Source organism: Streptomyces sp. G-G2, assembly GCF_030063135.1.
GTDB lineage: Bacteria > Actinomycetota > Actinomycetes > Streptomycetales > Streptomycetaceae > Streptomyces.
Genome location: NZ_JASISO010000049.1, coordinates 1 through 23,812 on the forward strand (window position 1 = coordinate 1; position 23,812 = coordinate 23,812).

The following is a 23,812-nucleotide window of genomic DNA, read 5'->3' on the forward strand; positions in this document are numbered from 1 at the left end:
TCATTCAGCTCAGCCGCGAACGCCGGATCAACCTTCGCCTTCTCATACTCAGCGGCAACCTCGTCCACCGCGGCGACCAACGCCTCCGGAATGAACTTGCCACCGAAATCACCGAAATAGCCCTCGGCGTTGGGCACGGAACCCTCGGGGTCCGGAATGAAGAACTCGCTGGACGGCATGCCAGAACTCCTACGGATGCAAACGGAATGGACTGAACCGTATTGCGCCGCGCGTTCCACGGACGGCGAGCTCCACCGCCGCCTGAGCGGCAGCGGAGGCCGGACCGGAGCCCGGACGGGAGTCCGGGCCAGGGCGTGGGACGGCTACGACGCGACTCCGCCACGCCATCGCATGCCGTTGACCTGACCGGGCTCCGACCCGATCACGTACCGGACCCGCCGCCCCCGCACGCGCCGGGCCGGGGCGCGGCAGCCGCGCGGGCGGCAGCCGCGCGCCAGGGGCGCGTGGGCCGACGGCACACCGGTCCGGCCGGAGGGGCCGGATCGGGTGCGGGCGGCGCGGGCGGACGGAGTCATGGTGCGGGTCTCAGCTCCGGCCGTGGCGCAGGGCGGGGTGGGCGCCCGCGGCGACCAGGTCGGCCACGGCGGCCTTCGGGTCGCGGCCGGTGACCAGGGATTCGCCGACGAGGACGGCGTCAGCGCCCTCGTTGGCATAGGCGATCAGGTCGTGCGGTCCGCGGATGCCGGACTCGGCGACCTTCACGATGTGGGCGGGGATCTCGGGGACGACCCGCTCGAAGGTCGAGCGGTCCACCTTGAGGTCCTTGAGGTTGCGCGCGTTCACGCCGATGATCCTGGCGCCCGCGGCGACGGCGCGTTCGGCTTCCTCCTCGTCGTGAACCTCGACGAGCGGGGTGAGACCGATGGACTCGGCCCGCTCGATGAGGGAGACGAGGGCCTCCTGCTCCAGGGCCGCGACGATCAGCAGCACGAGGTCGGCGCCGTAGGCGCGGGCCTCCCAGAGCTGGTACGCGGTGACGATGAAGTCCTTGCGCAGGATGGGAACGTCCACCCGGGCGCGCACGGCTTCCAGGTCCGCGAGGGAGCCGCCGAAACGGCGCTCCTCGGTGAGGACGGAGATGACGGCGGCGCCGCCCGCCTGGTAATCGGCGGCCAGGGCTGCCGGGTCCGCGATCGCGGCGAGCGCGCCCTTGGAGGGGCTGGAGCGCTTCACCTCGCAGATCACCTTGACGCCTTCACCACGAAGGGCGGCGACGCCGTCCTTGGCCTGGGGCGCCTTGGCGGCACGCTCCTTGAGCTCGTCGAGGCTGACGCGCGACTGCCTTTCGGCGAGGTCGGCGCGGACCCCTTCGATGATCTCGTCGAGCACACTCACGCGAGCGGCCCCCTTCCGGGTCGGTCGACTGGTTCAAGGTCAGTAATCAAATGGTATCCGCAGGAGGCGCCGGCCTCCGCACACGGTTGACGGCGTCCCATTGACTGGACATTCGGAATTTGATCTTCGATCGGAGGCCGTAACGGCCTCAGGGGGCCAGTCCCGACCCGAACGGCAGGTTCCGGACAACGGCGAAAACCAGTGCCACGGCACCGATCCCCCACCAGTACAGCGGCTTCAAGGCCAGCCGGGGGGTCGGCCCGCCGCGATAGGCGCGAATCAGCCAAAGGATCATGAAACCCGCGAAGACGAAATAGCCGGCGACGGCCATCGCGTTCGCCCCGAGAGCGGTGAGCAGATCGCCGTGGGCGAACGCGTGGGCGCTGCGCAGGCCGCCGCAGCCGGGGCACAGGATGCCGGTCAGCCGGAACAGCGGGCAGACCGGGTAGTGGCCGGGTTCGTACGGGTCCACGGTGGCGACGTAGCCGAGGGCCGAGGCGGCCACGGCCAGCGTGAGCGCCGGGGCGGCCAGCCGCCGGGCCCGGGTGGGGGCCGGGGCGGCCGCGGGCCGGGGGGCGCGGCCCGGCACGGGCGCGGGAGTGGGAGGCGGCGGGGTGGCCGGCGAGCGGGAGGCGTCCACCCGCTGATTGTGGCCGGTCATGACAAAAGGCGCAGCCCGACGGGGCCGCGCCTTTCGAATCCGCTTCCGGACATCAGGCCTTCGCGGCCTTGGCGGCGGCGATGACCTTCGCGAGGTCGTTGTGGGCGGGCTTCGGAGCGCCCATGCCCGCCGCCTTCATCGCCATGCCGACGACTCCGCCGAGGGCCACGATCACCAGTCCGGCCCAGAAACCGATCTCGTTCCCCAGCACCATGAACGCGCCGGAGACGCAGAAACCGACGAAGGCGATGATGACACCGGTCCAGGCGGCCGGGGTGTGTCCGTGGTCTGTGCCCGCCATGAGTTGCTCCTCGTTGCTCTGTCGAACGCGTCTGGGTCGGACGCTCGGACACCATTGTCCCGCACCCCGGACGCCCCTCGCGCCCGGGGGGTGACCGGACGGTCAGTGCCCGGTCGTGGGGTCCTCGCCCCGGTCCAGCGCCTTCCACAGGTCCTCGGGCCGGTCCGGGTCCAGCACCGCGGCCTTGCGGGGGCGCGGGGAACCGTCGCGCTCGTAGCGGCCGCCCATCGCGGGCCAGCTCCGGCCGAAGCGCAGGGCCAGCAGCCCGGCCAGCAGGATCAGCAGCGCGCCCGCGGCCGTCACGTACGGCCAGGAGGTGTGGGTCAGCGCGGCCGCGTGGGCGGCGGTGTCAGCGGTCGTACGGGCGGCCGCCTCGTCCAGGGCCGCCCGGTCGCCCGCCCCGGCCAGTGCGGCCAGGACCGCGCCGAGCCCGCTCAGCGCGAGCAGCCCGGAGACCAGCAGTCGGCTCCGGCCGCGTACGGCGAAGACGGCGACCAGGGCCGCCAGGGCCACGATGGCCAGGGCCGCCGGGACCCCGGTGACCGCGCGCCCGTCGGCCGCCAGCGGCAGCGCGCCGCCCCCGGCCGCGGCGGTGGTGCCCCGCGCCCAGGTCCGGCCGGAGGCCAGCAGGACGACGGTGGCACCGAGCGTGCCGAGCAGCAGGGCCGCGGCGACGGTACGGCGGCCGCCGCCCCCGCGTGCCGCGGGTTCGCGATCGGGGTCGGCGGCGGGATGGGCATCGGTTCGGGGCTGGGGTACGGCGCTCACGCACCCCACTATCCCCTACCGGTTCAGGACGAGTGGAGCCGGTTCGCCGCTCCGACCGCGCGGAGCACCGCGGCGGCCTTGTTCCGGCACTCGTCGTCCTCCAGCGCGGGCACCGAGTCGGCCACGACCCCGGCCCCCGCCTGCACGTACGCGGTGCCGTCCCGCAGCAGCGCGGTACGGATGGCGATGGCCGTGTCGGCGTCCCCGGCGAAGTCGAGGTAGCCGACGCAGCCGCCGTACAGCCCGCGACGGGAGGGCTCCAGCTCCTCGATGATCTGCATGGCGCGCGGCTTGGGCGCGCCGGACAGGGTGCCCGCCGGGAAGCAGGCGGTCAGCACGTCGAAGGCGGTCCGGTCCTCGGCGACCCGGCCGGTGACGGTCGAGACGATGTGCATGACGTGCGAGTACTTCTCGATGCTCATGAAGTCGACGACCTCGACGCTGCCGGGCTCGCAGACCCGGCCGAGGTCGTTGCGGCCCAGGTCGACGAGCATGAGGTGCTCGGCGCGCTCCTTGGGGTCGGCCAGCAGTTCCTCGGCGAGGTCGTGGTCCTCCTGCGGGGTGGCCCCGCGGTGCCGGGTCCCGGCGATGGGGTGGACCATGGCCCGCCCGTCCTCGACCTTGACCAGGGCCTCGGGGCTGGAGCCGACGACATCGAAGCCGTTCTCGAAGCGGAAGAGATACATGTACGGGGACGGGTTGGTGGCCCGCAGCACCCGGTAGACGTCCAGCGCTGAGGCCGCGCAGGGGGTCTCGAACCGTTGCGAGGGCACGACCTGGAAGGCCTCGCCCGCGCGGATGCGTTCCTTGATGTCCTCCACGGCCGCCTGGTACTTCTCGCCGCCCCACAGGGCGGAGTACGCGGGCAGCTCGGAGGCGGGCAGCGGCGCGGGCGTGTACGGCGCCGGGCGGGCGAGGTCGGCCTCCATCGCGTCGAGCCGGGCGACGGCGTCGGCGTATGCCTCGTCCACGCCCGAGTCGAGGTCGTTGTGGTTGATCGCGTTGGCGATCAACAGGACCGTGCCGTCCCAGTGGTCGAGGACCGCGATGTCCGAGGTGAGCAGCATCGTCAGCTCGGGGAGCTGGAGGTCGTCGCGGGTGTGCTCGCCGATCTTCTCCAGGCGGCGCACGATGTCGTAGCCGAGGTAGCCGACCATGCCGCCGGTGAAGGGCGGCAGGCCGCCCGACAGGTCGCGGGGGGTATGCAGGGCCTCGATGGTCTCGCGCAGCGCGTCGAGGGGATCGCCGGAGGTCGGTACGCCGACGGGCGGGGTGCCGATCCAGTGCGCCTGGCCGTCGCGGACGGTCAGCGTCGCGTCGCTGCGGACGCCGACGAAGGAGTACCGGGACCAGGAGCGGCCGTTCTCGGCGGACTCCAGCAGGAAGGTGCCGGGGCGCTCCGCGGCCAGCTTGCGGTAGAGGCCGACCGGGGTGTCCCCGTCGGCGAGGAGTCGGCGGCTGACCGGGATGACCCGGCGGTCCCCCGCGAGCTTGCGGAACGTCTCAAGATCCATGGCGTGGGACCCTACCTATTCGGCTTCGGCGGTGGGGAGCAGGACGTCGGCGTCGAAGCAGGTGCGGGAGCCGGTGTGGCAGGCCGCGCCGACCTGGTCGACCTTGACGAGCAGGGTGTCGGCGTCGCAGTCGAGGGCGACGGACTTCACGTGCTGGAAGTGGCCGGAGGTGTCCCCCTTGACCCAGTACTCCCGGCGGCTGCGGGACCAGTACGTGCAGCGGCCGGTGGTCAGCGTGCGGTGCAGGGCCTCGTCGTCCATCCAGCCGAGCATGAGCACCTCACCGGTGTCGTACTGCTGGGCGATGGCGGGCACCAGACCGTCCGCGGAGCGCTTGAGGCGGGCTGCGATGGCGGGGTCGAGGGAGGACGTACTCATGCGGACCATTGTGCCGCGCGGGACGGGTGGGAACGGAAAGGTGTCCGCCTGATGAGCAGGCGTGGGGCGCCTTCCCGCCGTAGGCTGGCCCGCATGTCTACCCATGCGAAGCGTGAACGACTGCTGCTGGCAGACCTGTTGGAGTCGGCGGGGCCAGGGGCGCCGACGCTGTGCGACGGCTGGCGGACCCGGGAGCTGGCGGCGCACGTGGTGGTGCGCGAGCGCCGCCCGGACGCGGCGGCCGGGATCCTGGTGAGCGCGCTGAGGGCGCGGCTCGACCGGACGATGGCCGAGTACGCGGCCAAGCCGTACGAGGAGCTGATCCAGCTGATCCGGAACGGCCCGCCGAAGATGTCGCCGTACTCGCTGAAGCAGATCGACGAGGCGGCGAACGCGGTGGAGTTCTACGTCCACGCGGAGGACGTGCGGCGGGCGCAGCCGGACTGGTCGCCGCGCGAACTGGACCCGGTGTTCTCGGACTCGCTGTGGTCGCGCCTGGAGAAGATGGCCCGCCTGACGGGCCGTCGCTCGCCGGTGGGCCTGGTCCTGCGCCGCCCCAACGGCCAGACGGCGGTGGGCCACAAGGGCACCCCGGTGGTGACGGTGACGGGCGAGCCGGGCGAACTGACCCTGTTCTGCTTCGGCCGCCAGGACGCGGCCCGCGTCGAGCTGGACGGCGAGAAGGACGCGGTGGCGAAACTGACGACGGCGAAACTGGGCATCTGAGCCCGGGCGACGTTCGAGCCCCGGCCCGGCGAAACCCAGCCCCGCCGCCGACGAGCCCCGGCCCGGCCAACCCCAGCCCCGCCGGCGTGTGAGACGCTCCCGGAGGGGCCACCGGGCCGGGCCGCGGGGATCCGCTACGGCTGCCCGAAGGAGAGTTCCGCCCGGCGGACCAGCGGGGCCGAGGTCCCGACGATCGCCCCCACCATGCTCAGGGCGCCCCCGGCGAGGAACACCGGGACGATGCCCCACAGCTCCACCGCCACCCCGAAGGCCGGGTACGCCAGCGGCGCCAGGCCCACGGCGGTGAAGGCCATCACCGAGCTGACCCGGCCCAGGTACGAGGGGTCCGTGGCCGTCTGGATCAGGGCGATGGCCAGGCCTCCGCAGATCCCGCAGACCAGGCCCCCCGCCAGCGCCAGTCCCACCGCGACGGTGAGGGTCGGGGCCAGCGCCAGGGCTCCGATGGCCGCCGAGCCCACGATCAGGGTGAGGTTCTGGACGGCCCCCGCCCGCGGCACCCGCGGGACCAAGGTGAGGAAGAGGGCGCTGGACGCCGCCCCGGCCCCGAAGGCGCCGACCATCCAGCCGATTCCCGACGGGCCCCAGCCGCGTTCCCCGGCCAGCAGGATCAGGCCGACGGTGAGCGGGGCCGACGTACCGAGCTGGCTGAGCGTGCCGGAGAGGATCAGGGGGCCGATCAGGCCATGGTGACGGATGTAGGCCAGGCCCGAGCGGAGCTGCCGCCAGGGCGATTCCGGGGCCGCGTCCTCGGCGCCGCCCGGCTTCGGCAGGGGCGCGATACGGACCGCCAGCAGCAGGACCAGGGAGATCCCGAAGAGGGCGGAGGCCACCGCGAAGGCGGCCCCGGGGCCGCCCAGCCCCATCGCGAGCCCCGCCAGCGGCGGCCCGGCGGTGCCGCCCACGCGTTCGACGAGGCTGCGCAGCCCCTGGACCCGGACCAGCTGCCCCGGCCCGGCGATCCGCGGCGGCAGCGCCCCCACGGCGGGCATGAAGAGCGCGTCGACCGCGCCGAAGACCAGGGCGACGGTGACGAGCAGTCCCAGCCCGGGCGTGCCGAGGGCGAGGGCCCCGGCCAGCGCCAGCACCACCACGCAGCGCACCGCGTCCGAGGAGATGACCACCAGGCGGGGGCCGAAGCGGTCGGCGATCACTCCCCCGCCCAGCATGAGCAGGGCGCGCGGTACGGCGCCGGCCGCCATGACGAGGCCGACCTCGGCGGGCCCGGCGGTCTGCGCCGCCGCCCAGCCGAGGGCGAGGAAGTAGATCCCGTCCCCGACCAGCGAAGCGGCGTAGGCCCCCAGCCAGCGCCAGATGTTCCCGTTCAACCAGTCCCCCCGACCGGTCTGGGCCGTTTAGCGGACCGGGTGCCCGGCCCCCCGCAGCGCGTCCTTGACCTGGCCGATGCGCAGGTCGCCGAAGTGGAACACGGAGGCCGCGAGCACCGCGTCGGCGCCCGCCGCCACCGCCGGGGCGAAGTCGGACAGTTTGCCCGCGCCGCCCGAGGCGATCACCGGAACGCTCACGTGCTTGCGTACGGCCGCGATCAGCTCGGTGTCGTAGCCGTCCTTGGTGCCGTCGGCGTCCATCGAGTTCAGCAGGATCTCCCCGGCGCCGAGTTCGGCGGCCCGGTGGGCCCATTCGACGGCGTCGATGCCGGTACCCGTGCGGCCGCCGTGGGTGGTGACCTCGAAGGTGCCGGCCGCGGTGCGCCGGGCGTCGACGGACAGGACGAGCACCTGGCGGCCGAAGCGCTCGGCGATCTCCTGGATCAGCTCGGGGCGGGCGATGGCGGCGGTGTTGACGCCGACCTTGTCCGCGCCCGCGCGCAGCAGCTTGTCCACGTCGTCCGCGGTGCGCACGCCGCCGCCGACGGTGAGCGGGATGAAGACCTGCTCGGCGGTGCGGCGGACCACGTCGTAGGTGGTCTCGCGGTTGCCGGAGGAGGCGGTGATGTCGAGGAAGGTCAGCTCGTCGGCGCCTTCGGCGTCGTACAGCTTGGCCATCTCGACGGGGTCGCCCGCGTCCCGCAGGTTCTGGAAGTTGATGCCCTTGACGACCCGGCCGTTGTCCACGTCCAGGCAGGGGATCACCCGTACGGCGAGGGTCATGCGTCGTCTCCTCGGTAGGCCTCGATCTCGACCTCGACGACCAGGCTGGGGTCGATGAAGCCGGACACGATGATCATGGAGGCGGCGGGGCGGATGGCGTCGAACAGCTCCTTGTGGGCGCGGCCCACCTCGTCCACGTCCCGGGCGTGCGTGATGTACATCCGGGTGCGTACGACGTGCTCGGCGCCCAGACCCACCTGCGCGAGCGCGTCGAAGGCGACCTGGAAGGAGTTCATGGCCTGCTCGTACGGGCCGCCCGCGGAGATCTGGCCGCCGACGACGGAGGTGCAGCCGGAGACGAGGACCAGGCCGTTGGGCAGGGCGACGGCGCGGGAGTAGCCGACGGCTTCCTCCCAGGGACCGCCCGAGGAGACGCGGCGTACGGCGCTCACAGGGCCACCGCCTTGAGGGCCTCTTCGAGGGTGAAGGCCTTGGCGTACAGGGCCTTGCCGACGATCGCGCCCTCGACGCCCAGCGGTACCAGCGCGGCCAGTGCCCGCAGGTCGTCCAGGGAGGAGATGCCGCCGGAGGCGACGACCGGCTTGTCGGTCGCGGCGCAGACGTTCTTCAGCAGCTCCAGGTTGGGGCCGGTGAGGGTGCCGTCCTTGCCGATGTCGGTGACGACGTAGCGGGCGCAGCCCTCGGAGTCCAGGCGCGCGAGGGCCTCGTAGAGGTCCCCGCCCTCGCTGGTCCAGCCGCGGCCCTTGAGGGTCGTACCGCGTACGTCGAGACCGACCGCGATCTTGTCGCCGTGCTCGGCGATGACCTTGGCCACCCAGTCGGGGGTTTCCAGGGCGGCGGTGCCGAGGTTGACCCGGGTGCAGCCGGTGGCGAGGGCCGCGGCGAGCGTGGCGTCGTCGCGGATGCCGCCGGAGAGTTCCACCTTGATGTCCATGGCGCCGGTGATCTCGGCGACCAGGGCGCGGTTGTCACCGGTGCCGAAGGCCGCGTCGAGGTCGACCAGGTGGAGCCATTCGGCGCCGGACGCCTGCCAGGCGAGGGCGGCCTGGAGCGGGGAGCCGTAGGAGGTCTCGCTGCCGGACTCGCCGTGCACGAGACGGACCGCCTGGCCGTCGCGGACGTCCACGGCGGGGAGGAGCTCGATCGGGTTCGCCGGGTTCACCGGGTTCACCAGATTCGCCATCAGAGGGTCTCGATCCAGTTGGTGAGGAGCTGGGCACCGGCGTCGCCGGACTTCTCGGGGTGGAACTGGGTGGCCCACAGGGCCCCGTTCTCCACTGCCGCGACGAAGGGCTCGCCGTGCGTGGCCCAGGTGACCTTGGGGGCGCGGATCAGCGGATTGGTGACTTCGAGGGTCCAGTCGCGCACCGCGTAGGAGTGGACGAAGTAGAAGCGCGCGTCGTCGTCCAGACCGGCGAAGGCCTGGCTGTCGGCGGGGGCGTCGACGGTGTTCCAGCCCATGTGGGGGACGATCGGGGCCTTGAGGGGCTCGACCGTGCCGGGCCACTCGTCGAGGCCCTCGGTCTCCACGCCGTGCTCGATGCCGCGCTCGAAGAGGATCTGCATGCCGACGCAGATGCCCATGACGGGGCGCCCGCCGGAGAGCCTGCGGCCGATGATCCAGTCGCCGCGGACTTCCTTGAGGCCGCGCATGCAGGCTTCGAAGGCGCCGACGCCGGGGACCAGGAGGCCGTCGGCGTCCATGGCCTTGTCGTAGTCACGGGTGATCTCGACCTCGGCGCCGACGCGGGCGAGGGCCCGCTCGGCGGAGCGGACGTTGCCGAAGCCGTAGTCGAAGACGACGACCTTCTTGGTGGGCCGGGTGGGCCGGGAGGGCCGGGAGGGGGTCGCTGCGCTCATTCCCAGATTCCTTGGATTCGCAGGACTCCGGCGACCAGGCACATCACGGAGCCGATGGCGAGCAGGATGACCACCGACAGGGGCATCTTCTGCTTCTGGAAGGAGTAGACGCCACCGGCCAGGAAGAGGCCGAGGACGATCAGGATGGTGTTGAGGCCGTTCACGGTTAGAGGGCGCCCTTCGTGGAGGGAAGGATGCCCGCGGCGCGCGGGTCGAACTCGGCGGCGTAGCGCAGGGCCCGGGCGAGCGCCTTGAACTGGCACTCCACGATGTGGTGGGCGTTGCGCCCGTACGGGACGTGGATGTGCAGGGCGATCTGGGCCTGGGCGACGAAGGACTCGAAGATGTGCCGGGTCATGGTCGTGTCGTACGACCCGATCATCGGCGCCATGTTCTCGGGCTCGGTGTGCACCAGGTAGGGGCGGCCCGACAGGTCCACGGTGACCTGGGCGAGGGACTCGTCCAGGGGGACCGTGCAGTTGCCGAAGCGGTAGATGCCGACCTTGTCGCCGAGGGCCTGCTTGAAGGCGGCGCCCAGCGCGAGGGCGCTGTCCTCGATGGTGTGGTGGCTGTCGATGTGCAGGTCGCCCTCGGTCTTGACGGTGAGGTCGAAGAGTCCGTGGCGGCCGAGCTGGTCGAGCATGTGGTCGTAGAAGCCCACGCCGGTGGACACGTCGACCTTGCCGGTGCCGTCGAGGTTTATCTCGACGACGACCGAGGTCTCCTTGGTGGTCCGTTCGACCCGTCCGATGCGGCTCATGCCTGCTGCTCCTTCTTCAGTGCGCGAACCGCTTCCAGGAACGCGTCGTTCTCGGCCGGGGTGCCCGCGGTGACCCGCAGCCATCCGGGTACTCCGTTGTCCCTGACCAGGACACCCTGATCGAGGATCTGCTGCCATGCGGTGTGGGAGTCCGCGAATGTCCCGAACTGCACGAAGTTCGCGTCGGACGCGGTGACCTCGTAGCCGATGGCCCTCAGTTCGGTGACCAGCCGGTCGCGCTCGGCCTTGAGCTGCTCGACGTAGCCGAGCAGGGTGTCGGTGTGTTCCAGGGCGGCCAGCGCGGTCGCCTGGGTGACGGCGGACAGGTGGTACGGCAGGCGCACCAGCTGTACGGCGTCCACGACGGCGGGGTGCGCCGCGAGGTAGCCGAGGCGCAGTCCGGCGGCGCCGAAGGCCTTGGACATGGTCCGGGAGACCACCAGGTTCGGGCGGCCTTCGAGCAGCGGCAGGAGCGAGTCCTGGTGGCTGAACTCGACGTACGCCTCGTCCACGACCACCAGGGACGGGCGGGCGGCCTGCGCGGCCTCGTAGAGGGCCAGGACCGTCCCGGCGGCGACCGCGGTGCCGGTGGGGTTGTTGGGCGAGGTGATGAAGACGACGTGCGGGGCGTGCTCCGCGATCGCCTCGGCCGCCGCGTCCACGTCGATGGTGAAATCGTCGCGGCGCGGGCCGGAGATCCAGTCGGTGCCGGTGCCGCGGGCGATCAGGGCGTGCATCGAGTAGGAGGGCTCGAAGCCGATCGCGGTGCGGCCGGGTCCGCCGAAGGTCTGGAGCAGCTGCTGGAGGATCTCGTTGGAGCCGTTGGCGGCCCATACGTTCTCCCGCGCGACCGGGTGCCTGCCCGTACGGGTGAGGTAGGCGGCCAGCTCGGTGCGCAGCTCGACGGCGTCCCGGTCGGGGTAGCGGTTGAGGGTGCGTGCGGCGTCGGCGACGCGTTCGGCGATCCGGGCGACGAGTTCCTCGGGCAGGCCGTAGGGGCTCTCGTTGGTGTTGAGCTGGACGGGTACGTCGAGCTGCGGCGCGCCGTAGGGGGTCTTGCCGCGCAGTTCGTCCCGGATGGGGAGGTCGTCGATGCCGAGGGGGCCGGTCACTGGGTGGGCACCTTCCAGTCGAACCTGGCCTTGAGCGCCGCGCCGTGGGCGGGGAGGTCCTCGGCCTCGGCGAGGGTGACCACGTGGTGGGTGACGTCGGCGAGGGCGTCGCGCGTGTAGTCGACGATGTGGATGCCGCGCAGGAAGGACTGCACGGACAGGCCCGAGGAGTGGCAGGCGCAGCCGCCGGTGGGCAGGACGTGGTTGGAGCCCGCGCAGTAGTCGCCGAGGGAGACCGGGGACCAGGGGCCGACGAAGATCGCGCCCGCGTTGCGGACCCGGGCGGCCCAGGCGGCCGCGTCGGCGGTCTGGATCTCCAGGTGTTCGGCGCCGTACGCGTCGACCACCTTGAGGCCGTCCTCCAGGCTGTCGACGAGGACGATCGCGGACTGGCGGCCCGCCAGGGCGGGCTTGATCCGGTCCTCGATGTGCTTGGACGCGGCGACCTGCGGTACCAGCTCGCGTTCGACGGCCTCCGCCAGCTCGGCGGAGTCCGTGACGAGGACGGCGGCGGCCAGCGGGTCGTGCTCGGCCTGGCTGATCAGGTCGGCGGCGACGTGCACGGGGTCGGCCGTGGAGTCCGCGAGGACCGCGATCTCGGTGGGGCCCGCCTCGGTGTCGATGCCGATCTTGCCGGTGAAGTAGCGCTTGGCGGCGGCGACCCAGATGTTGCCGGGACCGGTCACCATGTTCGCCGGGGCGCACTCCTGCGTGCCGTACGCGAACATCGCGACGGCCTGGGCGCCTCCGGCGGCGTACACCTCGTCGATCCCGAGCAGCGCGCAGGCGGCGAGGATCGTGGGGTGCGGCAGGCCGCCGAAGTCGGCCTGCGGCGGGGACGCGAGCGCGATCGACGCGACGCCCGCCTCCTGGGCCGGAACCACGTTCATGATCACGGAGGACGGGTACACCGAGCGGCCGCCGGGCGCGTAGAGGCCCACGCGCTCGACCGGGACCCACTTCTCGGTGACGGTGCCGCCGGGGACCACCTGGGTGGTGTGCTCGGAGCGGCGCTGCTGGGCGTGCACGATCCGGGCGCGCCGGATCGACTCCTCCAGGGCCGCGCGAACGGCCGGATCCAGCTCCTCCAGGGAGACCTTGAGGGCCTCCGCGGGAACCCGGATCCGCTCCAGCTCGACCCCGTCGAACTTCCGCGCGTACTCGATCAGCGCCGCCGTGCCGCGATGATGGACGTCCTCGCAGATGGGCCGCACCTTGTCCAGGGCGGCCGCTACGTCGAACTCGGCACGGGGCAGCAGATCGCGCAGGGCGCCCCCCTCGGGGAGGGAGTCGCCGCGCAGGTCGATACGAGAGATCACCTCCCAATTCTCTCAGACGGCATCTCGCCACCGTTCGCCTGTATCACTGGCTGATACGCGCCCCGGCTGTCACCGGCGTCCCCTAGCGTTCGACCGCAAGCAGTGACGGGGGAAGAAAGCGGAAGGGGGGCCGCCGTGGCTGAGCCGCGTCCCGGCGAAGAGCCGGACGACCTGACGGGGCCCGAACGACGGATGTGGAGCGCGTTCCGGGACGGCACGGTCTGCGACCTGAGCGCGCGGGCCGCCGACGAGGACGATCCGCACGGCGACCGCACCTGGGGCCCCGAGCGCAGCGTCCGCGCGCGGGTGCTGGCGCTGCTGCTGCTCCACGGGCCGCCGCCGGTGCCGGGCCGGGTGTCCTCGCTGAAGCTGCGGGGCGCGCGGATCACCGGGCGGCTCGACCTGTCCGGCGGCGCGGTGGCCCCGTACGTCGAACTCCAGTCCTGCCGCTTCGACAGCGAGGTCCAGCTGTCCGAGACCCGGCTGGGCACCCTGCGCATCGTCAACTGCGCGGTGCCGCGGCTGGACGCGGCCCGGCTGCACACCGAGGGCGACCTGCACCTGCTGCGCTGCCGGGTGGCCCGCGGGATCCGGCTGACCGACGCGCAGATCGGCACCGACCTGCTGATCAGCGAGCTGGTGGCGCAGCGGGACAACCGGGGGCGGGCGATCGCCGCCGACGGGATGTCGGTGGCCCAGGACTTCCAGGCCGACCTGCTGGAGACGTACGGCGAGGTCAGCCTGCGCGGGGCCAAGGTCGGCGTGTCGATGAGCCTGCGCGGGGCCCGGCTCAGCAATCCGTACGGGCGGCTCGCACTGAACGCGCCCACCCTGACCGTGGAGCGGACGCTGTACCTGACCTCCATCGCGCTGAGCAGCGGGAACGGGGACCCCGGCGCGACTCCCCCGTACGGCTGGGGCCAGACGCCCACGCGCGGCGGGCGCGCCCGGCGCTTCGAGTGCCGGGGCGGGCTGCGGCTGGACGACGGGCGCTTCGGGGACGCGGTGGACTTCTACGGCGCCCGTTTCCTGCTCACCCAGGAGCAGGAGGTCTCGCTGCGCCGGATCCAGACCCCCGAGCTGCGGTTCGTGGGCGAGCAGCCGGAGCGCGGCCGGGTGGTGGTGTCCGGGGCGAAGGTGGTCAAACTGGTCGACCAGTCCACCAGCTGGCCCGCCGCGCCGGGAGCGGTGTCGATGGAGGGGTTCGTCTACGAGAACCTCGCGCCCCGCGGCCACTTCCCGCTCGCCCGGCGCCTGGAGTGGGCGGAGGCGGCCACCGCCGAGTACTCGCCGGAGCCGTACGAGCGCCTGGCGGCCGTCCTGCGGGCCAGTGGGGAGGACGCGGACGCGCGGGAGGTGCTGCTGGCCAAGATGCGCAGGCGCCGGGCGACCCTGCCGCCCGCCGCGAAGGCCTGGGGGCACCTCCAGGACTGGACCATGGCCTACGGGTACCGGCCCGGGCGGGCCGCGCTGTGGATGGCGGTGCTGTGGGCGGCGGGCACCGTCCTGTTCTCGCTGCACGAGCCGACCCCGATCAAGGCGGATGAGCACCCGCAGTGGAGCCCGGCCCTGTACGCCCTGGACCTGCTGCTTCCGGTGATCGACCTGGGGCAGCAGGGGCAGTGGCTGCTCGAGGGAGGCTGGCAGTGGGGGGCGTCGGCGCTCGTCATGCTGGGCTGGATCCTGGCGACGACGGTGGCGACCGGGGCGTCCCGGCTGCTGAGACGTGGATAACGGGGTGACGGGGGTGGCCGCCCGGCCACTACGCTGGGCCACGTGACCACCGTTCGCCTGCCCCTCTTCCCGCTCAACACGGTGCTGTTCCCGGGACTCGTCCTCCCGCTGAACATCTTCGAGGAGCGTTATCGCGCCATGATGCGCGAACTGCTGAAGACGGGCGAGGAGGAACCGCGCCGCTTCGCCGTCGTGGCGATCCGCGACGGCCGTGAGGTGGCGCCCACCGCGCCCGGCCTGCCCGACCAGACGGCCCTGCCCGAACGCGGGCCGACCGCCGGTTTCGGCGCCGATCCCATCCAGGCCTTCCACCGGGTGGGCTGCATCGCGGACGCGGCGACCATCCGGGAGCGCGAGGACGGCAGCTTCGAGGTGCTGGCCACGGGGACCACGCGGGTGCGGCTGCTGTCCGTGGACGCGGGCGGTCCGTTCCTGATGGCCGAGCTGGAGGAACTGCCCGAGGACGCGGGCGAGAGCGCGGGCGCGCTGGCGGAGGGGGTGCTGCGGGCGTTCCGCTCGTACCAGAAGCGCCTCGCCGGAGCCCGGGAGCGGTCCCTGACCGGGGCCGAGCTGCCGGACGACCCCTCCGTGGTGTCGTACCTGGTCGCGGCGGCCGCCGTGCTGGACATCCCGTCGAAGCAGCGGCTGCTCCAGGCGCCGGACACGGCGACCCGGCTGGCGGAGGAGCTGACCCTGCTGCGGTCGGAGACGGCGGTCATCCGGCACCTGCCGTCGCTGCCGATGGTGGACCTGACCCGTACGCCCACGCACCTGAACTGACGGCGGGAGCGGACCGCGGTGGCGAAGAAGAGGTCCGGTGGCACCCCGGCGGTGGCGGCGCTGACGGCGGCGGGCGTGGAGTTCCGCACGCACGCCTACGCGCACGACCCGGCGCACCCCTCGTACGGCGAGGAGGCCGCGCAGGCGCTGGGGGTGTCCCCGGACCGGGTCTTCAAGACGCTGGTCGCGGAGGTGGACGGGGAGCTGACGGTGGCCGTGGTGCCGGTGGCGGGCTCCCTGGACCTGAAGGCCCTGGCGGCGGCGGTCGGCGGCAAGCGGGGCGCGATGGCGGATCCGGCGCTGGCGGAACGCGCCACGGGGTACGTGCGGGGCGGCATCTCCCCGCTGGGGCAGCGCAAACGGCTCCGCACGGTGCTGGACGCGTCGGCGGTGGCGCACGCCACGATCTGCGTGTCGGCGGGCCGCCGCGGGCTGGAGCTGGAACTCCCGCCCACCACCCTGGCCTCCCTGACGTCCGCCACCCTGGCCCCCATCGCCCGCCCGAACTAACCGCCCCCTGGCGATTGACATCCCGCCGGAGCCGACCTCCGCCCGCCCGGCGCCACAGGAACACGCCGACCGCGCTCAGCACGCCCAGCCCCGCGGACAGCAGCAGGAACGTGCCGTCGGACCCGATCCGCGCCTCGCTCTCGGTGTCCTTGAGGTACACCGCCTGCGCGGTGGCCACGTACTGGAGCCGGGGCGCGAGCCACACCCACAGCAGCCCGAGCAGCACCCCGGCCACCCCCACCAGGAGGGCGACGGCGGCGCCGTCCCGGATCTCGGCGGCGGTCACCACCGGGGCGCCGGGCGCCGCGGGCAGGTCGGGCGCGCCCTTCCCGAGCGAGACGGGCGAGGCGGGCGCGACGGGCTCGGCGGGCTCGGCGGGCTCGGCGGGGCCGGACGGGTCGGCGGGGCCGGCGGGATCGCGGGACGGCTGCGGGGTCACGGCTTCGGTCACCCCCACATCGTGCCAGGTGGAACCCGGCCCGGCGTCAGCGGACCGCCGCCCGCCGGTACGCCTTGGTCGCGACGGCCAGCGAGACCACGCCGACCACCCCGCACACCCCGAGGTCCAGCCCCACGGCGGCCCAGTCCGGGTGCGGGGCGAACGTACGGGCGAAGGCCTCCACCCCGTATGTGGACGGCAGCAGGTCCCGCGCCCAGGCGATGACGTCCGGCATCCGTTCGGGCGGCAGCACTCCCAGCAGCAGGGCCGCCGACATGCCCAGCTGCCCGGCCAGCGTCGCCAGTTCCTGGCGGGGCGCCAGCAGCCCGAGCGCCGCGCCGAGCCCGGCCAGCGCCGCCCCGGCCAGCGGTACGACGGCGACCAGGATCCACAGCCCGCCCATCGGCAGCCCGAACAGCACGCACCCGAAGACCGCCGTGACCAGCACCCCGGGCAGGGTGAAGGAGGCGTACGCGGCGGCCGCGCCCAGCACCACCGAGGCGGGCGGCACCGGCAGCGTGGCGTAGTGGTCGAGCCCGCCGCTCGCGCGCAGCTGGCCGAAGTACTGGGCCAGCAGGTTCAGCGCGACGAAGGCGACCACGAGCACCGAGGACCCGGCGACCACGGCCCGCGCCTCGGAGCCGCCGCCGCCGTCCACCACGCCCCGCATGAGGATCATGATGCCGACGGACTGGAAGGTGGCGACGAACAGCAGCGGGATCCGGGAGACCCGGGCCCGCGAGAGCTGCGCCTTGTAGACGGCGGCGAGGGAGGGGAAGAACCGGGCGCGAGGTGCCAGCGGCGCGGGCGCCCCGGCGTCCCCGGCGGTGGTGGCGGGGATGACGACCGTGAGGCTGGGGTTGGTCACGATTTCACGAGGCCCTTCGTACGCCCGCCCAGGGCGAGGTAGACGTCTTCCAGGCTGGGTGTCGCGAGGGTGAAGTCGTCGAGCGCGGCGAAGGCGGGGCCGCCGGTCACCGCGGCCACCGCGGCCCGGGCCCGGTCGGCGTCCGTGCGCAGGGTCCAGCGGCGCCCGGATTCCTCGGCCAGCTCGCGCAGCGCGGCGACCTCGGGGATGTCCAGCGGGGCGCTCTCGCGCCAGACGAGTTCGAGGCGGACCTCGCCGGAGACCTCGGCCTTGAGCCCGGCCGGGGTGTCGCAGGCGATGACCCGGCCCTGGTCGATGACGGCGACCCGGTCGAGGACCGTTTCCGCCTCGATGACGTTGTGGGTGACCAGCAGGACGGTCGCGCCGTGCTCGGCGCGCCGCCGGTCGACGGCGCTCCAGACGGCCCGGCGGGCGACCGGGTCCATCCCGGTGGTGGGTTCGTCGAGGACCAGGACGGGCCGCCGCCCGACCAGGGCGGCGGCGAAGCAGGCGAGGCGCCGCTGTCCGCCGGAGAGCTTCTTCAGCGGCCGGGCGGCGATCGCGCTCAGGCCGAGTTCGTCGATGACGGCGTCCCGCTCGGCCCGTGCCTCGCGCAGGTCCAGCCCGCGCAGCCGTCCGGTGGTCTCGGCGGCCAGGGAGACGGTCAGCTCGTCCAGGGCGGTGGATTCCTGCCCCAGGTAGGCCAGCAGCCGGGAGGCCCGTTCGGGGTGGCGGACCAGGTCGTGGCCGAGCAGGGTGACCGAGCCGGAGTCGGGCCGCATCAGCCCGGTGAGCTGGCGCACGAGGGTGGACTTGCCCGCGCCGTTGGGTCCGAGCAGTCCGAAGATCTCACCGCGCCGGACGTCCAGGCTGATCCCGTCGTTGGCCCGGGTCGCGGGCAGGGCCGGGGCCCCGCGCCCGCCGCGCACGGCGGCGTACGTCTTGACCAGGTCACGCACCGCGCAGACGACGTCCGCCGGTCCTGCCGCGGAACGCTCGCGTCCTGCCTGTGCTGTGCCCGTATTCACGAGGGAGCAGCCTACGGGGTTCCCGCCCCGCCGCCGCGCCGGGGGCGCGGCGGCGGGGCGGCCCGGGCACGGCGGCGGCTGCCCCGGCTCACTCGCCGCCCGGGACGCCCGGTCCGGCGCCCGGTCCGGCGGCCGGCCCCGGTGCGGAGACCGCGGACGGCTCGGCGGACGACGCCGGGTCAGGGACGACGGACGACGCGGGCGCGGGGACGGCGGGAGCGGCGGGGCTCACGTGTTCGGCGGCGGCGCGGACGTCGATCTCCCGCCAGAATCCGGCCCGGATGGCGTAGCGGTCGTGCTCGTCGATCTGGTCGTCCTTGTGCGCGAGCAGGCCGAACCGGGCGGCGTAACGCAGCAGCTCGCCGTCGATGCGGTGCGGGATGCGCGGGTACATGGTGGACAGCTTGTGCAGGTGGACGGTCTCGGGGAGGCGTTCCATCCAGCGGCGGGCGAAGACCTGGCCGACCTCGAAGGGGTCGCCGCCGACGGTGGTGATGTCCTCCTCCCGGTCGGCCCAGCGCTGCTCGGCGCTGGTGAGCTGGGCGAGGGTGGGCAGCGAGGCGGTCTCGGCGGGTTCGCCGAGGGGGCCCGCCCGGTCGATCCAGCCCTTGTCGGAGGACCAGCGCAGGGCGCTGGCGGGTGCGGGTGCGGGGCCGGGGGCGGGGCCCGGCGCGGGGTGCTGCCCGTTGGCGGGGCCGGCGCTCTGGCCCGGGGCGCGCAGGACGGCGAGGTCCTTGGGGGTGGGCACGGCCCGGCCGGGGGCGGCGGGCTGGGCGCCCCCGGGTTCTTCGGTCCCCTCGGGGTCCCGGTCCGCGGCGGCGGCCCGGGCGGCGGAGCCGTTGCGGGCGGCCTCGGCGAGGGCGGCCTCGGGCAGCGGGGCGGAGAGGATCGCGGCGATCTCGGGGCGCGGGGCGGGCGGCGGGGCGCAGAGCCCGGCGAGGTCCTTGGCGCGGACCGCCCGGGTGATCCAGGTCCGGTCGAGGACGCGCCGTTCGTCGGCTTCGGCGACGAGGTCCTCGGACTGGTTGTAGTCGCCGTCGGCGGCCTGTACGGCCCACAGGTGGACGGCGACCCCGTGCTCCTTGGCGGACATCAGTCCGGGCAGCAGGTCGCCGTCGCCGGTCACCAGGACCACGTCCGAGCAGGCCCGGTTGCGGGCCAGCTCGGTCAGCTCGGCGTGCATGGCGGCGTCCACGCCCTTCTGCGCCCAGCGGCCGTCGCTGCGGGTCAGGGCGCCCAGGCGGACGGTGACGCGGGGCATGACGCGCAGCCGCCGGTGTTCGGGCTGGGGCACCCGGTCGGGTGCCCCGTCGAACCAGTAGATGCGCAGCAGGGGCTGTTGCGTGTCGGCCTCGGCGCGCTCGCGCAGGCCCTGGATGAGTGCGGCATGGTCGACGGTGATGCGGGAGCGCGAGGGCTCCCCTGCGAGAAGACTCGCGGCAGCGCCCAGCAGATAGCCGGCGTCCACCAGGACGACGCAGCGGTCCACGCTTCCACCCTCTTCCCTGGGGGTCCCGCCCGGCGGAACGGGGGGACGGTCTGGGTTTTCCCCGAGTCTGCCCGAACGCAAGGGCGTTGACGGCCGGAACTCGATCATCGGCGTGGCGGATCTCACGGCATGCCGCGCGGAAGGCGGGGCAGACGCGGGAGGTACGGCGGGACTACGCGCAGTAATGATCCAAAATGCGGTGTTTCCTGCGGTATGTGAGTGTGAAAGCGGTCCTGGCCCCTAGACCCTCACGGAGGTTCCACCATGGCCAAGAACAAGAAGCAGAACCGCGACCAGCAGAAGTCCTCGGCCCCGGAGCGCGGCGCCGAGCAGGCCAAGAGTCCGTCGGCGACCGATCAGGCGGAGCAGCGAATGACCCAGGCGAGCCCTGGGGACATGGCCCGCAAGAGCCGCGAGAAGCGCTTCGGCCACAACTGACGCCTCCGTGTGCGGCATGTGAGAGGGCGCGTCCGGGATTCCTCCCGGGCGCGCCCTCTCCTCAGGTACGGCGTGTTCCGCACGTACGGCGATCGCCGCGGCCCGCGGCGGTCTCGGTGCTATCCGGCCAGGCAGGACGGCCCGAGCAGCACTTTCAGGTCACCGAAGAGCGCCGGGTCGGGCTGTACCCGGTGCTTGTCGAGGCGTAGCACGGTGGTGGTGCGCGGTCCCTGGAGCTTGATCCGGACCTCGGTGTTGCCCTTGTGGTGGCGCAGGATCTCGCCGAGACGGGTGACCATCGGCGGGGTCACCTTGACGGTGGGGATGGTCAGGACGACCGGGGCGTTGGTTCCGGCGGAGGTGAGGTCGGGGACCATCATTTCCATGGCGACCAGCCGGGGGACGTCCTCGCGCTTGTCGAGGCGGCCCTTGACGAAGACGACGGTGTCCTCGACCAGCTGGGTGGAGACGAGCTGGTAGGTCGCCGGGAAGAACATGCATTCGATGGACCCGGCGAGGTCCTCGACGGTGGCGATGGCCCAGGCGTTGCCCTGCTTGGTCATCTTGCGCTGGAGGCCGGAGATGATGCCGCCGATGGTGACGACCGCGCCGTCCCCGTGCTCGCCGCCGGTGAGCTGGGAGATGCCCGCGTCGCTCTTGTCGGACAGGACGTGTTCCAGGCCGAAGAGCGGGTGGTCGGAGACGTACAGGCCGAGCATCTCGCGCTCCTGGGCGAGCAGGTAGGACTTCTCCCACTCCACGTCCGAGAACTCGACGTCGAGGCCGAAGCCCGGCTCGTCGCTCGCGCTCTCGTCGCCCATGCCGCCGAACAGGTCGAACTGTCCCTCGGCCTCCTTGCGCTTGACCGCCACCACGTTGTCGATCATCGGCTCGTGGTGGGCGACCAGGCCCTTGCGGGTGTGGCCCATCTCGTCGAAGGCCCCGGCCTTGATCAGGGATTCCACGGTCCGCTTGTTGCACACGACCGCTTCGACCTTGTCGAGGAAGTCGGGGAAGGTCGAGTACTTCCCCTTGGTCTTGCGCGTCTTGATGATCGAGTCGACGACGTTGGTGCCGACGTTGCGGACGGCGGTGAGGCCGAAGAGGATCACGTCGTCGCCCTGGGCGGCGAAGTTCGGCTCGGACTCGTTCACGTTCGGCGGGAGCACCTTGATGCCCATGCGCCGGCACTCGTTCAGGTAGATCGCGGACTTGTCCTTGTCGTCCTTGACCGAGGTGAGCAGACCGGCCATGTACTCGGCCGGGAAGTTCGCCTTGAGGTAGGCGGTCCAGTAGGAGACCAGGCCGTACGCGGCCGAGTGGGCCTTGTTGAAGGCGTATCCGGCGAAGGGCACCAGGACGTCCCACAGGGCCTTGATCGCCGCGTCGCTGAAGTTCTTCTTCTTGGCACCCGCCTCGAAGATGACGAAGTTCTTCGCCAGCTCCTCGGGCTTCTTCTTGCCCATCACGCGGCGCAGGATGTCGGCCTCGCCGAGCGAGTACCCGGCGATGATCTGGGCGGCCTTCTGGACCTGCTCCTGGTACACGATCAGGCCGTAGGTGACCGCGAGCACCTCTTCGAGCGGGCCTTCCAGCTCCGGGTGGATCGGGGTGATCTCCTGCTGCTTGTTCTTGCGCAGGGCGTAGTTCGTGTGCGAGTTCATGCCCATCGGGCCCGGCCGGTACAGGGCCGAGACGGCGGAGATGTCCTCGAAGTTGTCGGGCTTCATCAGGCGCAGCAGGGAGCGCATGGGGCCGCCGTCGAACTGGAAGACGCCGAGGGTGTCACCGCGGCCGAGCAGTTCGAAGGTCTTGGGGTCGTCGAGCGGGAGGCCCAGGAGATCGATGTCGATCCCCTTGTTGGCCTTCACCATCTTGACGGCGTCGTCCATGATCGTGAGGTTGCGCAGGCCGAGGAAGTCCATCTTCAGCAGGCCGAGCGACTCGCAGCTCGGGTAGTCCCACTGGGTGATGGTGACGCCGTCGGTGTGCCGGACCCAGACCGGTACGTGGTCGGTGATCGTCTCGCTGGACATGATCACGCCGGCCGCGTGCACGCCCATCTGGCGGACCAGGCCCTCGACGCCCATGGCGGTGTCGATGACCTTCTTCACGTCCGGTTCGTTCTCGTACATCCCGCGGATCTCGCCCGCCTCGCCGTAGCGCGGGTGCTTGGGGTCGAGGATGCCGGAGAGCGGGATGCCCTTGCCGAGGACGTCGGCGGGCATGGCCTTGGTGAGCCGGTCGCCCATGGCGTAGGGGTAGCCGAGGACGCGCGCGGAGTCCTTGATCGCGTTCTTGGCCTTGATGGTGCCGTACGTGCCGATCATGGCGACCTTGTCGGCGCCGTACTTCTCGGTCACGTACCGGATCACCTCGACGCGCCTGCGCTCGTCGAAGTCGATGTCGACATCGGGCATGGAGACGCGCTCGGGGTTCAGGAACCGCTCGAAGATCAGACCGTGGGTGATCGGGTCGAGGTCGGTGATGCCCATGGCGTAGGCGACGATCGAACCGGCGGCGGAGCCTCGGCCCGGGCCGACCGCGATGCCCTGGTTCTTGGCCCACATGATGAAGTCGGCGACCACGAGGAAGTAGCCGGGGAAGCCCATCGAGATGATCGTGTCCATCTCGTACTCGGCCTGCTTCATCCGGTCCTCCGGGATGCCTCCCGGGTAGCGGCGGTCCATGCCGCGCATGGTCTCCTCGCGGAACCAGGTGACCTCGGTGTAGCCGTCCGGGATGTCGAACTTCGGCATCAGGTTCCGGAACTGGAACATGCCCTCGGTCTCGATCTGGTCGGCGACCAGCTTCGTGTTGGCGCAGCCCTGCTGCCAGGCGTCCGAGGAGTCGATGGCGTACATCTCCTCCCCGGACTTCAGGTAGTAGCCGGTGCCGTCGAAGCGGAAGCGGTCCGGGTCGGAGAGGTTCTTTCCGGTCTGGATGCAGAGCAGGGCGTCGTGGGCGACGGACTCGCTCGCGTACGTGTAGTGGGAGTCGTTCGTCACCAGCGGCGGGATGCCGAGCTTCTTGCCGACTTCCAGCAGCCCGTCGCGGACCCGGCGCTCGATCTCGATGCCGTGGTCCATCAGCTCCAGGAAGTAGCGGTCCTTGCCGAAGATGTCCTGATATTCGGAGGCGGCCTTGAGGGCCTCGTCGAACTGGCCGAGGCGCAGCCGGGTCTGCAGCTCGCCGGAGGGGCAGCCGGTGGAGGCGATGAGCCCCTCGGACCACTGGCTGATGGTCTCCTTGTCCATGCGGGGCCACTTGGTGAGCCAGCCCTCGGCGTAGGCGTCGGAGGACAGCCGGAAGAGGTTGTTGAGGCCGGTGGCGTTCGCCGCCCAGATCGTCTTGTGCGTGTAACCGCCGGAACCGGAGACGTCGTCGCGCTTCTGGTGCGGCTGGCCCCACTGGATCCTGCGCTTGTTGCGCCGGGATTCGGGGGCGACGTAGGCCTCGATCCCGATGATCGGGGTGATGCCGGACTTCTTCGCCGTGTGGAAGAAGTCATAGGCCCCGTGCAGGTTGCCGTGGTCGGACATGGCGATGTGGGACATGCCCATCTCGTTGCACGCGTTGAACATGTCCTTGAGCCGCGCGGCACCGTCCAGCAGCGAGTACTGGGTGTGGACGTGCAGGTGCGTGAACGGCGTTTTGGTCACGACGGCAGACCTCCGGGGG

The 23,812-nt window shown here is 72.3% G+C and carries 25 protein-coding genes and 1 pseudogene; 5 read left to right on the forward strand and 21 right to left on the reverse strand.

Going from position 1 to position 23,812, the window contains the following annotated elements:
• The 8 genes and pseudogenes from QMF80_RS30510 to hisI all read right to left on the reverse strand — a co-directional run.
• Positions 1-179 (reverse strand): annotated as a pseudogene (locus QMF80_RS30510) (tryptophan synthase subunit beta); the annotation flags it as partial.
• A 144-nt stretch (positions 180-323) separates the two neighbouring features.
• Entirely contained in the window at positions 324-536 is a 213-nt protein-coding gene (gene trpM, locus QMF80_RS30515; protein ID WP_283459105.1) for a tryptophan biosynthesis modulator TrpM, read from the reverse strand.
• 10 nt (positions 537-546) lie between these two features.
• Positions 547-1,356 carry an indole-3-glycerol phosphate synthase TrpC gene (gene trpC, locus QMF80_RS30520; protein WP_283459106.1) on the reverse strand — a complete coding sequence of 270 codons (810 nt, stop codon included), beginning with the start codon at positions 1,354-1,356 and terminating at the stop codon, positions 547-549.
• 148 nt (positions 1,357-1,504) lie between these two features.
• Positions 1,505-2,017, reverse strand: a complete 513-nt coding sequence (locus QMF80_RS30525) for a DUF2752 domain-containing protein (RefSeq protein ID WP_283459108.1) — start codon at positions 2,015-2,017, stop codon at positions 1,505-1,507.
• A 52-nt stretch (positions 2,018-2,069) separates the two neighbouring features.
• Entirely contained in the window at positions 2,070-2,318 is a 249-nt protein-coding gene (locus QMF80_RS30530) for an HGxxPAAW family protein (protein ID WP_283459110.1), read from the reverse strand.
• Positions 2,319-2,420: 102 nt separating this feature from the next.
• Positions 2,421-3,095, reverse strand: coding sequence for a TIGR02234 family membrane protein (locus QMF80_RS30535; protein WP_283459113.1), 675 nt, complete (start codon positions 3,093-3,095; stop codon positions 2,421-2,423).
• Positions 3,096-3,109: 14 nt separating this feature from the next.
• Positions 3,110-4,600 carry an anthranilate synthase component I gene (locus tag QMF80_RS30540; protein WP_283459115.1) on the reverse strand — a complete coding sequence of 497 codons (1,491 nt, stop codon included), beginning with the start codon at positions 4,598-4,600 and terminating at the stop codon, positions 3,110-3,112.
• A 15-nt stretch (positions 4,601-4,615) separates the two neighbouring features.
• Positions 4,616-4,987: a phosphoribosyl-AMP cyclohydrolase gene (gene hisI, locus QMF80_RS30545; RefSeq protein WP_283459117.1), complete on the reverse strand. Its 372-nt coding sequence runs from the start codon at positions 4,985-4,987 to the stop codon at positions 4,616-4,618.
• Between the two features lie 84 nt (positions 4,988-5,071).
• On the opposite strand from hisI, the gene QMF80_RS30550 reads away from it, so the two are divergent.
• A complete protein-coding gene (locus QMF80_RS30550; protein WP_283459119.1) occupies positions 5,072-5,704 on the forward strand; it encodes a TIGR03085 family metal-binding protein in 633 nt (210 codons plus the stop codon).
• Positions 5,705-5,838: 134 nt separating this feature from the next.
• Here the strand turns inward: QMF80_RS30550 and QMF80_RS30555 are convergent, their stop codons facing one another.
• The 9 genes from QMF80_RS30555 to hisD are packed head-to-tail and all read right to left on the reverse strand — an operon-like array spanning position 5,839 to position 12,845.
• Positions 5,839-7,050 (reverse strand): MFS transporter, encoded by a 1,212-nt coding sequence (locus tag QMF80_RS30555; protein ID WP_283459122.1) that lies wholly within the window; start codon positions 7,048-7,050, stop codon positions 5,839-5,841.
• Between the two features lie 27 nt (positions 7,051-7,077).
• Positions 7,078-7,833 (reverse strand): imidazole glycerol phosphate synthase subunit HisF, encoded by a 756-nt coding sequence (hisF, locus tag QMF80_RS30560; RefSeq protein ID WP_283459123.1) that lies wholly within the window; start codon positions 7,831-7,833, stop codon positions 7,078-7,080.
• Complete coding sequence (locus QMF80_RS30565; RefSeq protein WP_283459125.1) at positions 7,830-8,225, reverse strand: RidA family protein; 396 nt, start codon at positions 8,223-8,225, stop codon at positions 7,830-7,832. Before QMF80_RS30565 ends, hisF begins: the two co-directional genes overlap by 4 nt.
• Positions 8,222-8,977, reverse strand: a complete 756-nt coding sequence (priA, locus tag QMF80_RS30570) for a bifunctional 1-(5-phosphoribosyl)-5-((5-phosphoribosylamino)methylideneamino)imidazole-4-carboxamide isomerase/phosphoribosylanthranilate isomerase PriA (RefSeq protein ID WP_283459127.1) — start codon at positions 8,975-8,977, stop codon at positions 8,222-8,224. Before priA ends, QMF80_RS30565 begins: the two co-directional genes overlap by 4 nt.
• Positions 8,977-9,654 carry an imidazole glycerol phosphate synthase subunit HisH gene (gene hisH, locus QMF80_RS30575; RefSeq protein ID WP_283459129.1) on the reverse strand — a complete coding sequence of 226 codons (678 nt, stop codon included), beginning with the start codon at positions 9,652-9,654 and terminating at the stop codon, positions 8,977-8,979. The genes priA and hisH overlap by 1 nt, the downstream gene beginning before the upstream one ends.
• Positions 9,651-9,818, reverse strand: a complete 168-nt coding sequence (locus tag QMF80_RS30580) for a CG2302 family histidine operon protein (protein WP_283459131.1) — start codon at positions 9,816-9,818, stop codon at positions 9,651-9,653. Before QMF80_RS30580 ends, hisH begins: the two co-directional genes overlap by 4 nt.
• Positions 9,819-9,820: 2 nt before the next feature.
• Positions 9,821-10,414 carry an imidazoleglycerol-phosphate dehydratase HisB gene (gene hisB, locus QMF80_RS30585; RefSeq protein ID WP_267800852.1) on the reverse strand — a complete coding sequence of 198 codons (594 nt, stop codon included), beginning with the start codon at positions 10,412-10,414 and terminating at the stop codon, positions 9,821-9,823.
• Entirely contained in the window at positions 10,411-11,526 is a 1,116-nt protein-coding gene (locus QMF80_RS30590) for a histidinol-phosphate transaminase (protein WP_283459134.1), read from the reverse strand. Before QMF80_RS30590 ends, hisB begins: the two co-directional genes overlap by 4 nt.
• Positions 11,523-12,845, reverse strand: a complete 1,323-nt coding sequence (hisD, locus tag QMF80_RS30595; RefSeq protein WP_283459136.1) for a histidinol dehydrogenase — start codon at positions 12,843-12,845, stop codon at positions 11,523-11,525. The genes QMF80_RS30590 and hisD overlap by 4 nt, the downstream gene beginning before the upstream one ends.
• 135 nt (positions 12,846-12,980) lie before the next feature.
• Here hisD and QMF80_RS30600 point away from each other — a divergent pair, with 135 nt between their 5' ends.
• From QMF80_RS30600 to ybaK, 3 genes are read left to right on the forward strand one after another with little or no spacing between them, the layout of a single operon-like run.
• Positions 12,981-14,579, forward strand: a complete 1,599-nt coding sequence (locus QMF80_RS30600; protein ID WP_283459138.1) for an oxidoreductase — start codon at positions 12,981-12,983, stop codon at positions 14,577-14,579.
• Between the two features lie 42 nt (positions 14,580-14,621).
• On the forward strand, positions 14,622-15,359 hold the full coding sequence (locus tag QMF80_RS30605) for an LON peptidase substrate-binding domain-containing protein (RefSeq protein ID WP_283459140.1): 738 nt from the start codon (positions 14,622-14,624) through the stop codon (positions 15,357-15,359).
• 18 nt (positions 15,360-15,377) lie between these two features.
• The gene (gene ybaK / locus QMF80_RS30610; RefSeq protein ID WP_283459142.1) at positions 15,378-15,869 is read left to right on the forward strand and encodes a Cys-tRNA(Pro) deacylase; all 492 of its coding nucleotides are present in this window, start codon (positions 15,378-15,380) and stop codon (positions 15,867-15,869) included.
• 485 nt (positions 15,870-16,354) lie between these two features.
• Here the strand turns inward: ybaK and QMF80_RS30615 are convergent, their stop codons facing one another.
• The 3 genes from QMF80_RS30615 to QMF80_RS30625 form a co-directional block, all read right to left on the reverse strand.
• On the reverse strand, positions 16,355-17,176 hold the full coding sequence (locus tag QMF80_RS30615; RefSeq protein ID WP_283459144.1) for an ABC transporter permease: 822 nt from the start codon (positions 17,174-17,176) through the stop codon (positions 16,355-16,357).
• Complete coding sequence (locus tag QMF80_RS30620) at positions 17,173-18,204, reverse strand: ABC transporter ATP-binding protein (RefSeq protein WP_283459146.1); 1,032 nt, start codon at positions 18,202-18,204, stop codon at positions 17,173-17,175. The genes QMF80_RS30615 and QMF80_RS30620 overlap by 4 nt, the downstream gene beginning before the upstream one ends.
• Before the next feature lie 88 nt (positions 18,205-18,292).
• Positions 18,293-19,693, reverse strand: coding sequence for an NYN domain-containing protein (locus QMF80_RS30625; RefSeq protein WP_283459148.1), 1,401 nt, complete (start codon positions 19,691-19,693; stop codon positions 18,293-18,295).
• 264 nt (positions 19,694-19,957) lie between these two features.
• On the opposite strand from QMF80_RS30625, the gene QMF80_RS30630 reads away from it, so the two are divergent.
• Entirely contained in the window at positions 19,958-20,131 is a 174-nt protein-coding gene (locus QMF80_RS30630; protein ID WP_283459150.1) for a hypothetical protein, read from the forward strand.
• A 119-nt stretch (positions 20,132-20,250) separates the two neighbouring features.
• Here the strand turns inward: QMF80_RS30630 and dnaE are convergent, their stop codons facing one another.
• Entirely contained in the window at positions 20,251-23,793 is a 3,543-nt protein-coding gene (gene dnaE, locus QMF80_RS30635; protein ID WP_283459152.1) for a DNA polymerase III subunit alpha, read from the reverse strand.
• Positions 23,794-23,812 lie beyond the last annotated feature (19 nt).

Excerpts from the sequence above, each read along its gene's own strand:
- trpM (WP_283459105.1), bottom strand. The coding sequence starts at position 536 with ATGACTCCGTCCGCCCGCGCCGCCCGCACCCGATCCGGCCCCTCCGGC.
- QMF80_RS30525 (WP_283459108.1), bottom strand. The coding sequence starts at position 2,017 with ATGACCGGCCACAATCAGCGGGTGGACGCCTCCCGCTCGCCGGCCACC.
- QMF80_RS30530 (WP_283459110.1), bottom strand. The coding sequence starts at position 2,318 with ATGGCGGGCACAGACCACGGACACACCCCGGCCGCCTGGACCGGTGTC.
- QMF80_RS30540 (WP_283459115.1), bottom strand. The coding sequence starts at position 4,600 with ATGGATCTTGAGACGTTCCGCAAGCTCGCGGGGGACCGCCGGGTCATC.
- hisI (WP_283459117.1), bottom strand. The coding sequence starts at position 4,987 with ATGGTCCGCATGAGTACGTCCTCCCTCGACCCCGCCATCGCAGCCCGC.
- QMF80_RS30550 (WP_283459119.1), top strand. The coding sequence starts at position 5,072 with ATGTCTACCCATGCGAAGCGTGAACGACTGCTGCTGGCAGACCTGTTG.
- hisF (WP_283459123.1), bottom strand. The coding sequence starts at position 7,833 with ATGACCCTCGCCGTACGGGTGATCCCCTGCCTGGACGTGGACAACGGC.
- priA (WP_283459127.1), bottom strand. The coding sequence starts at position 8,977 with ATGGCGAATCTGGTGAACCCGGTGAACCCGGCGAACCCGATCGAGCTC.
- hisH (WP_283459129.1), bottom strand. The coding sequence starts at position 9,654 with ATGAGCGCAGCGACCCCCTCCCGGCCCTCCCGGCCCACCCGGCCCACC.
- hisB (WP_267800852.1), bottom strand. The coding sequence starts at position 10,414 with ATGAGCCGCATCGGACGGGTCGAACGGACCACCAAGGAGACCTCGGTC.
- QMF80_RS30630 (WP_283459150.1), top strand. The coding sequence starts at position 19,958 with ATGGCCAAGAACAAGAAGCAGAACCGCGACCAGCAGAAGTCCTCGGCC.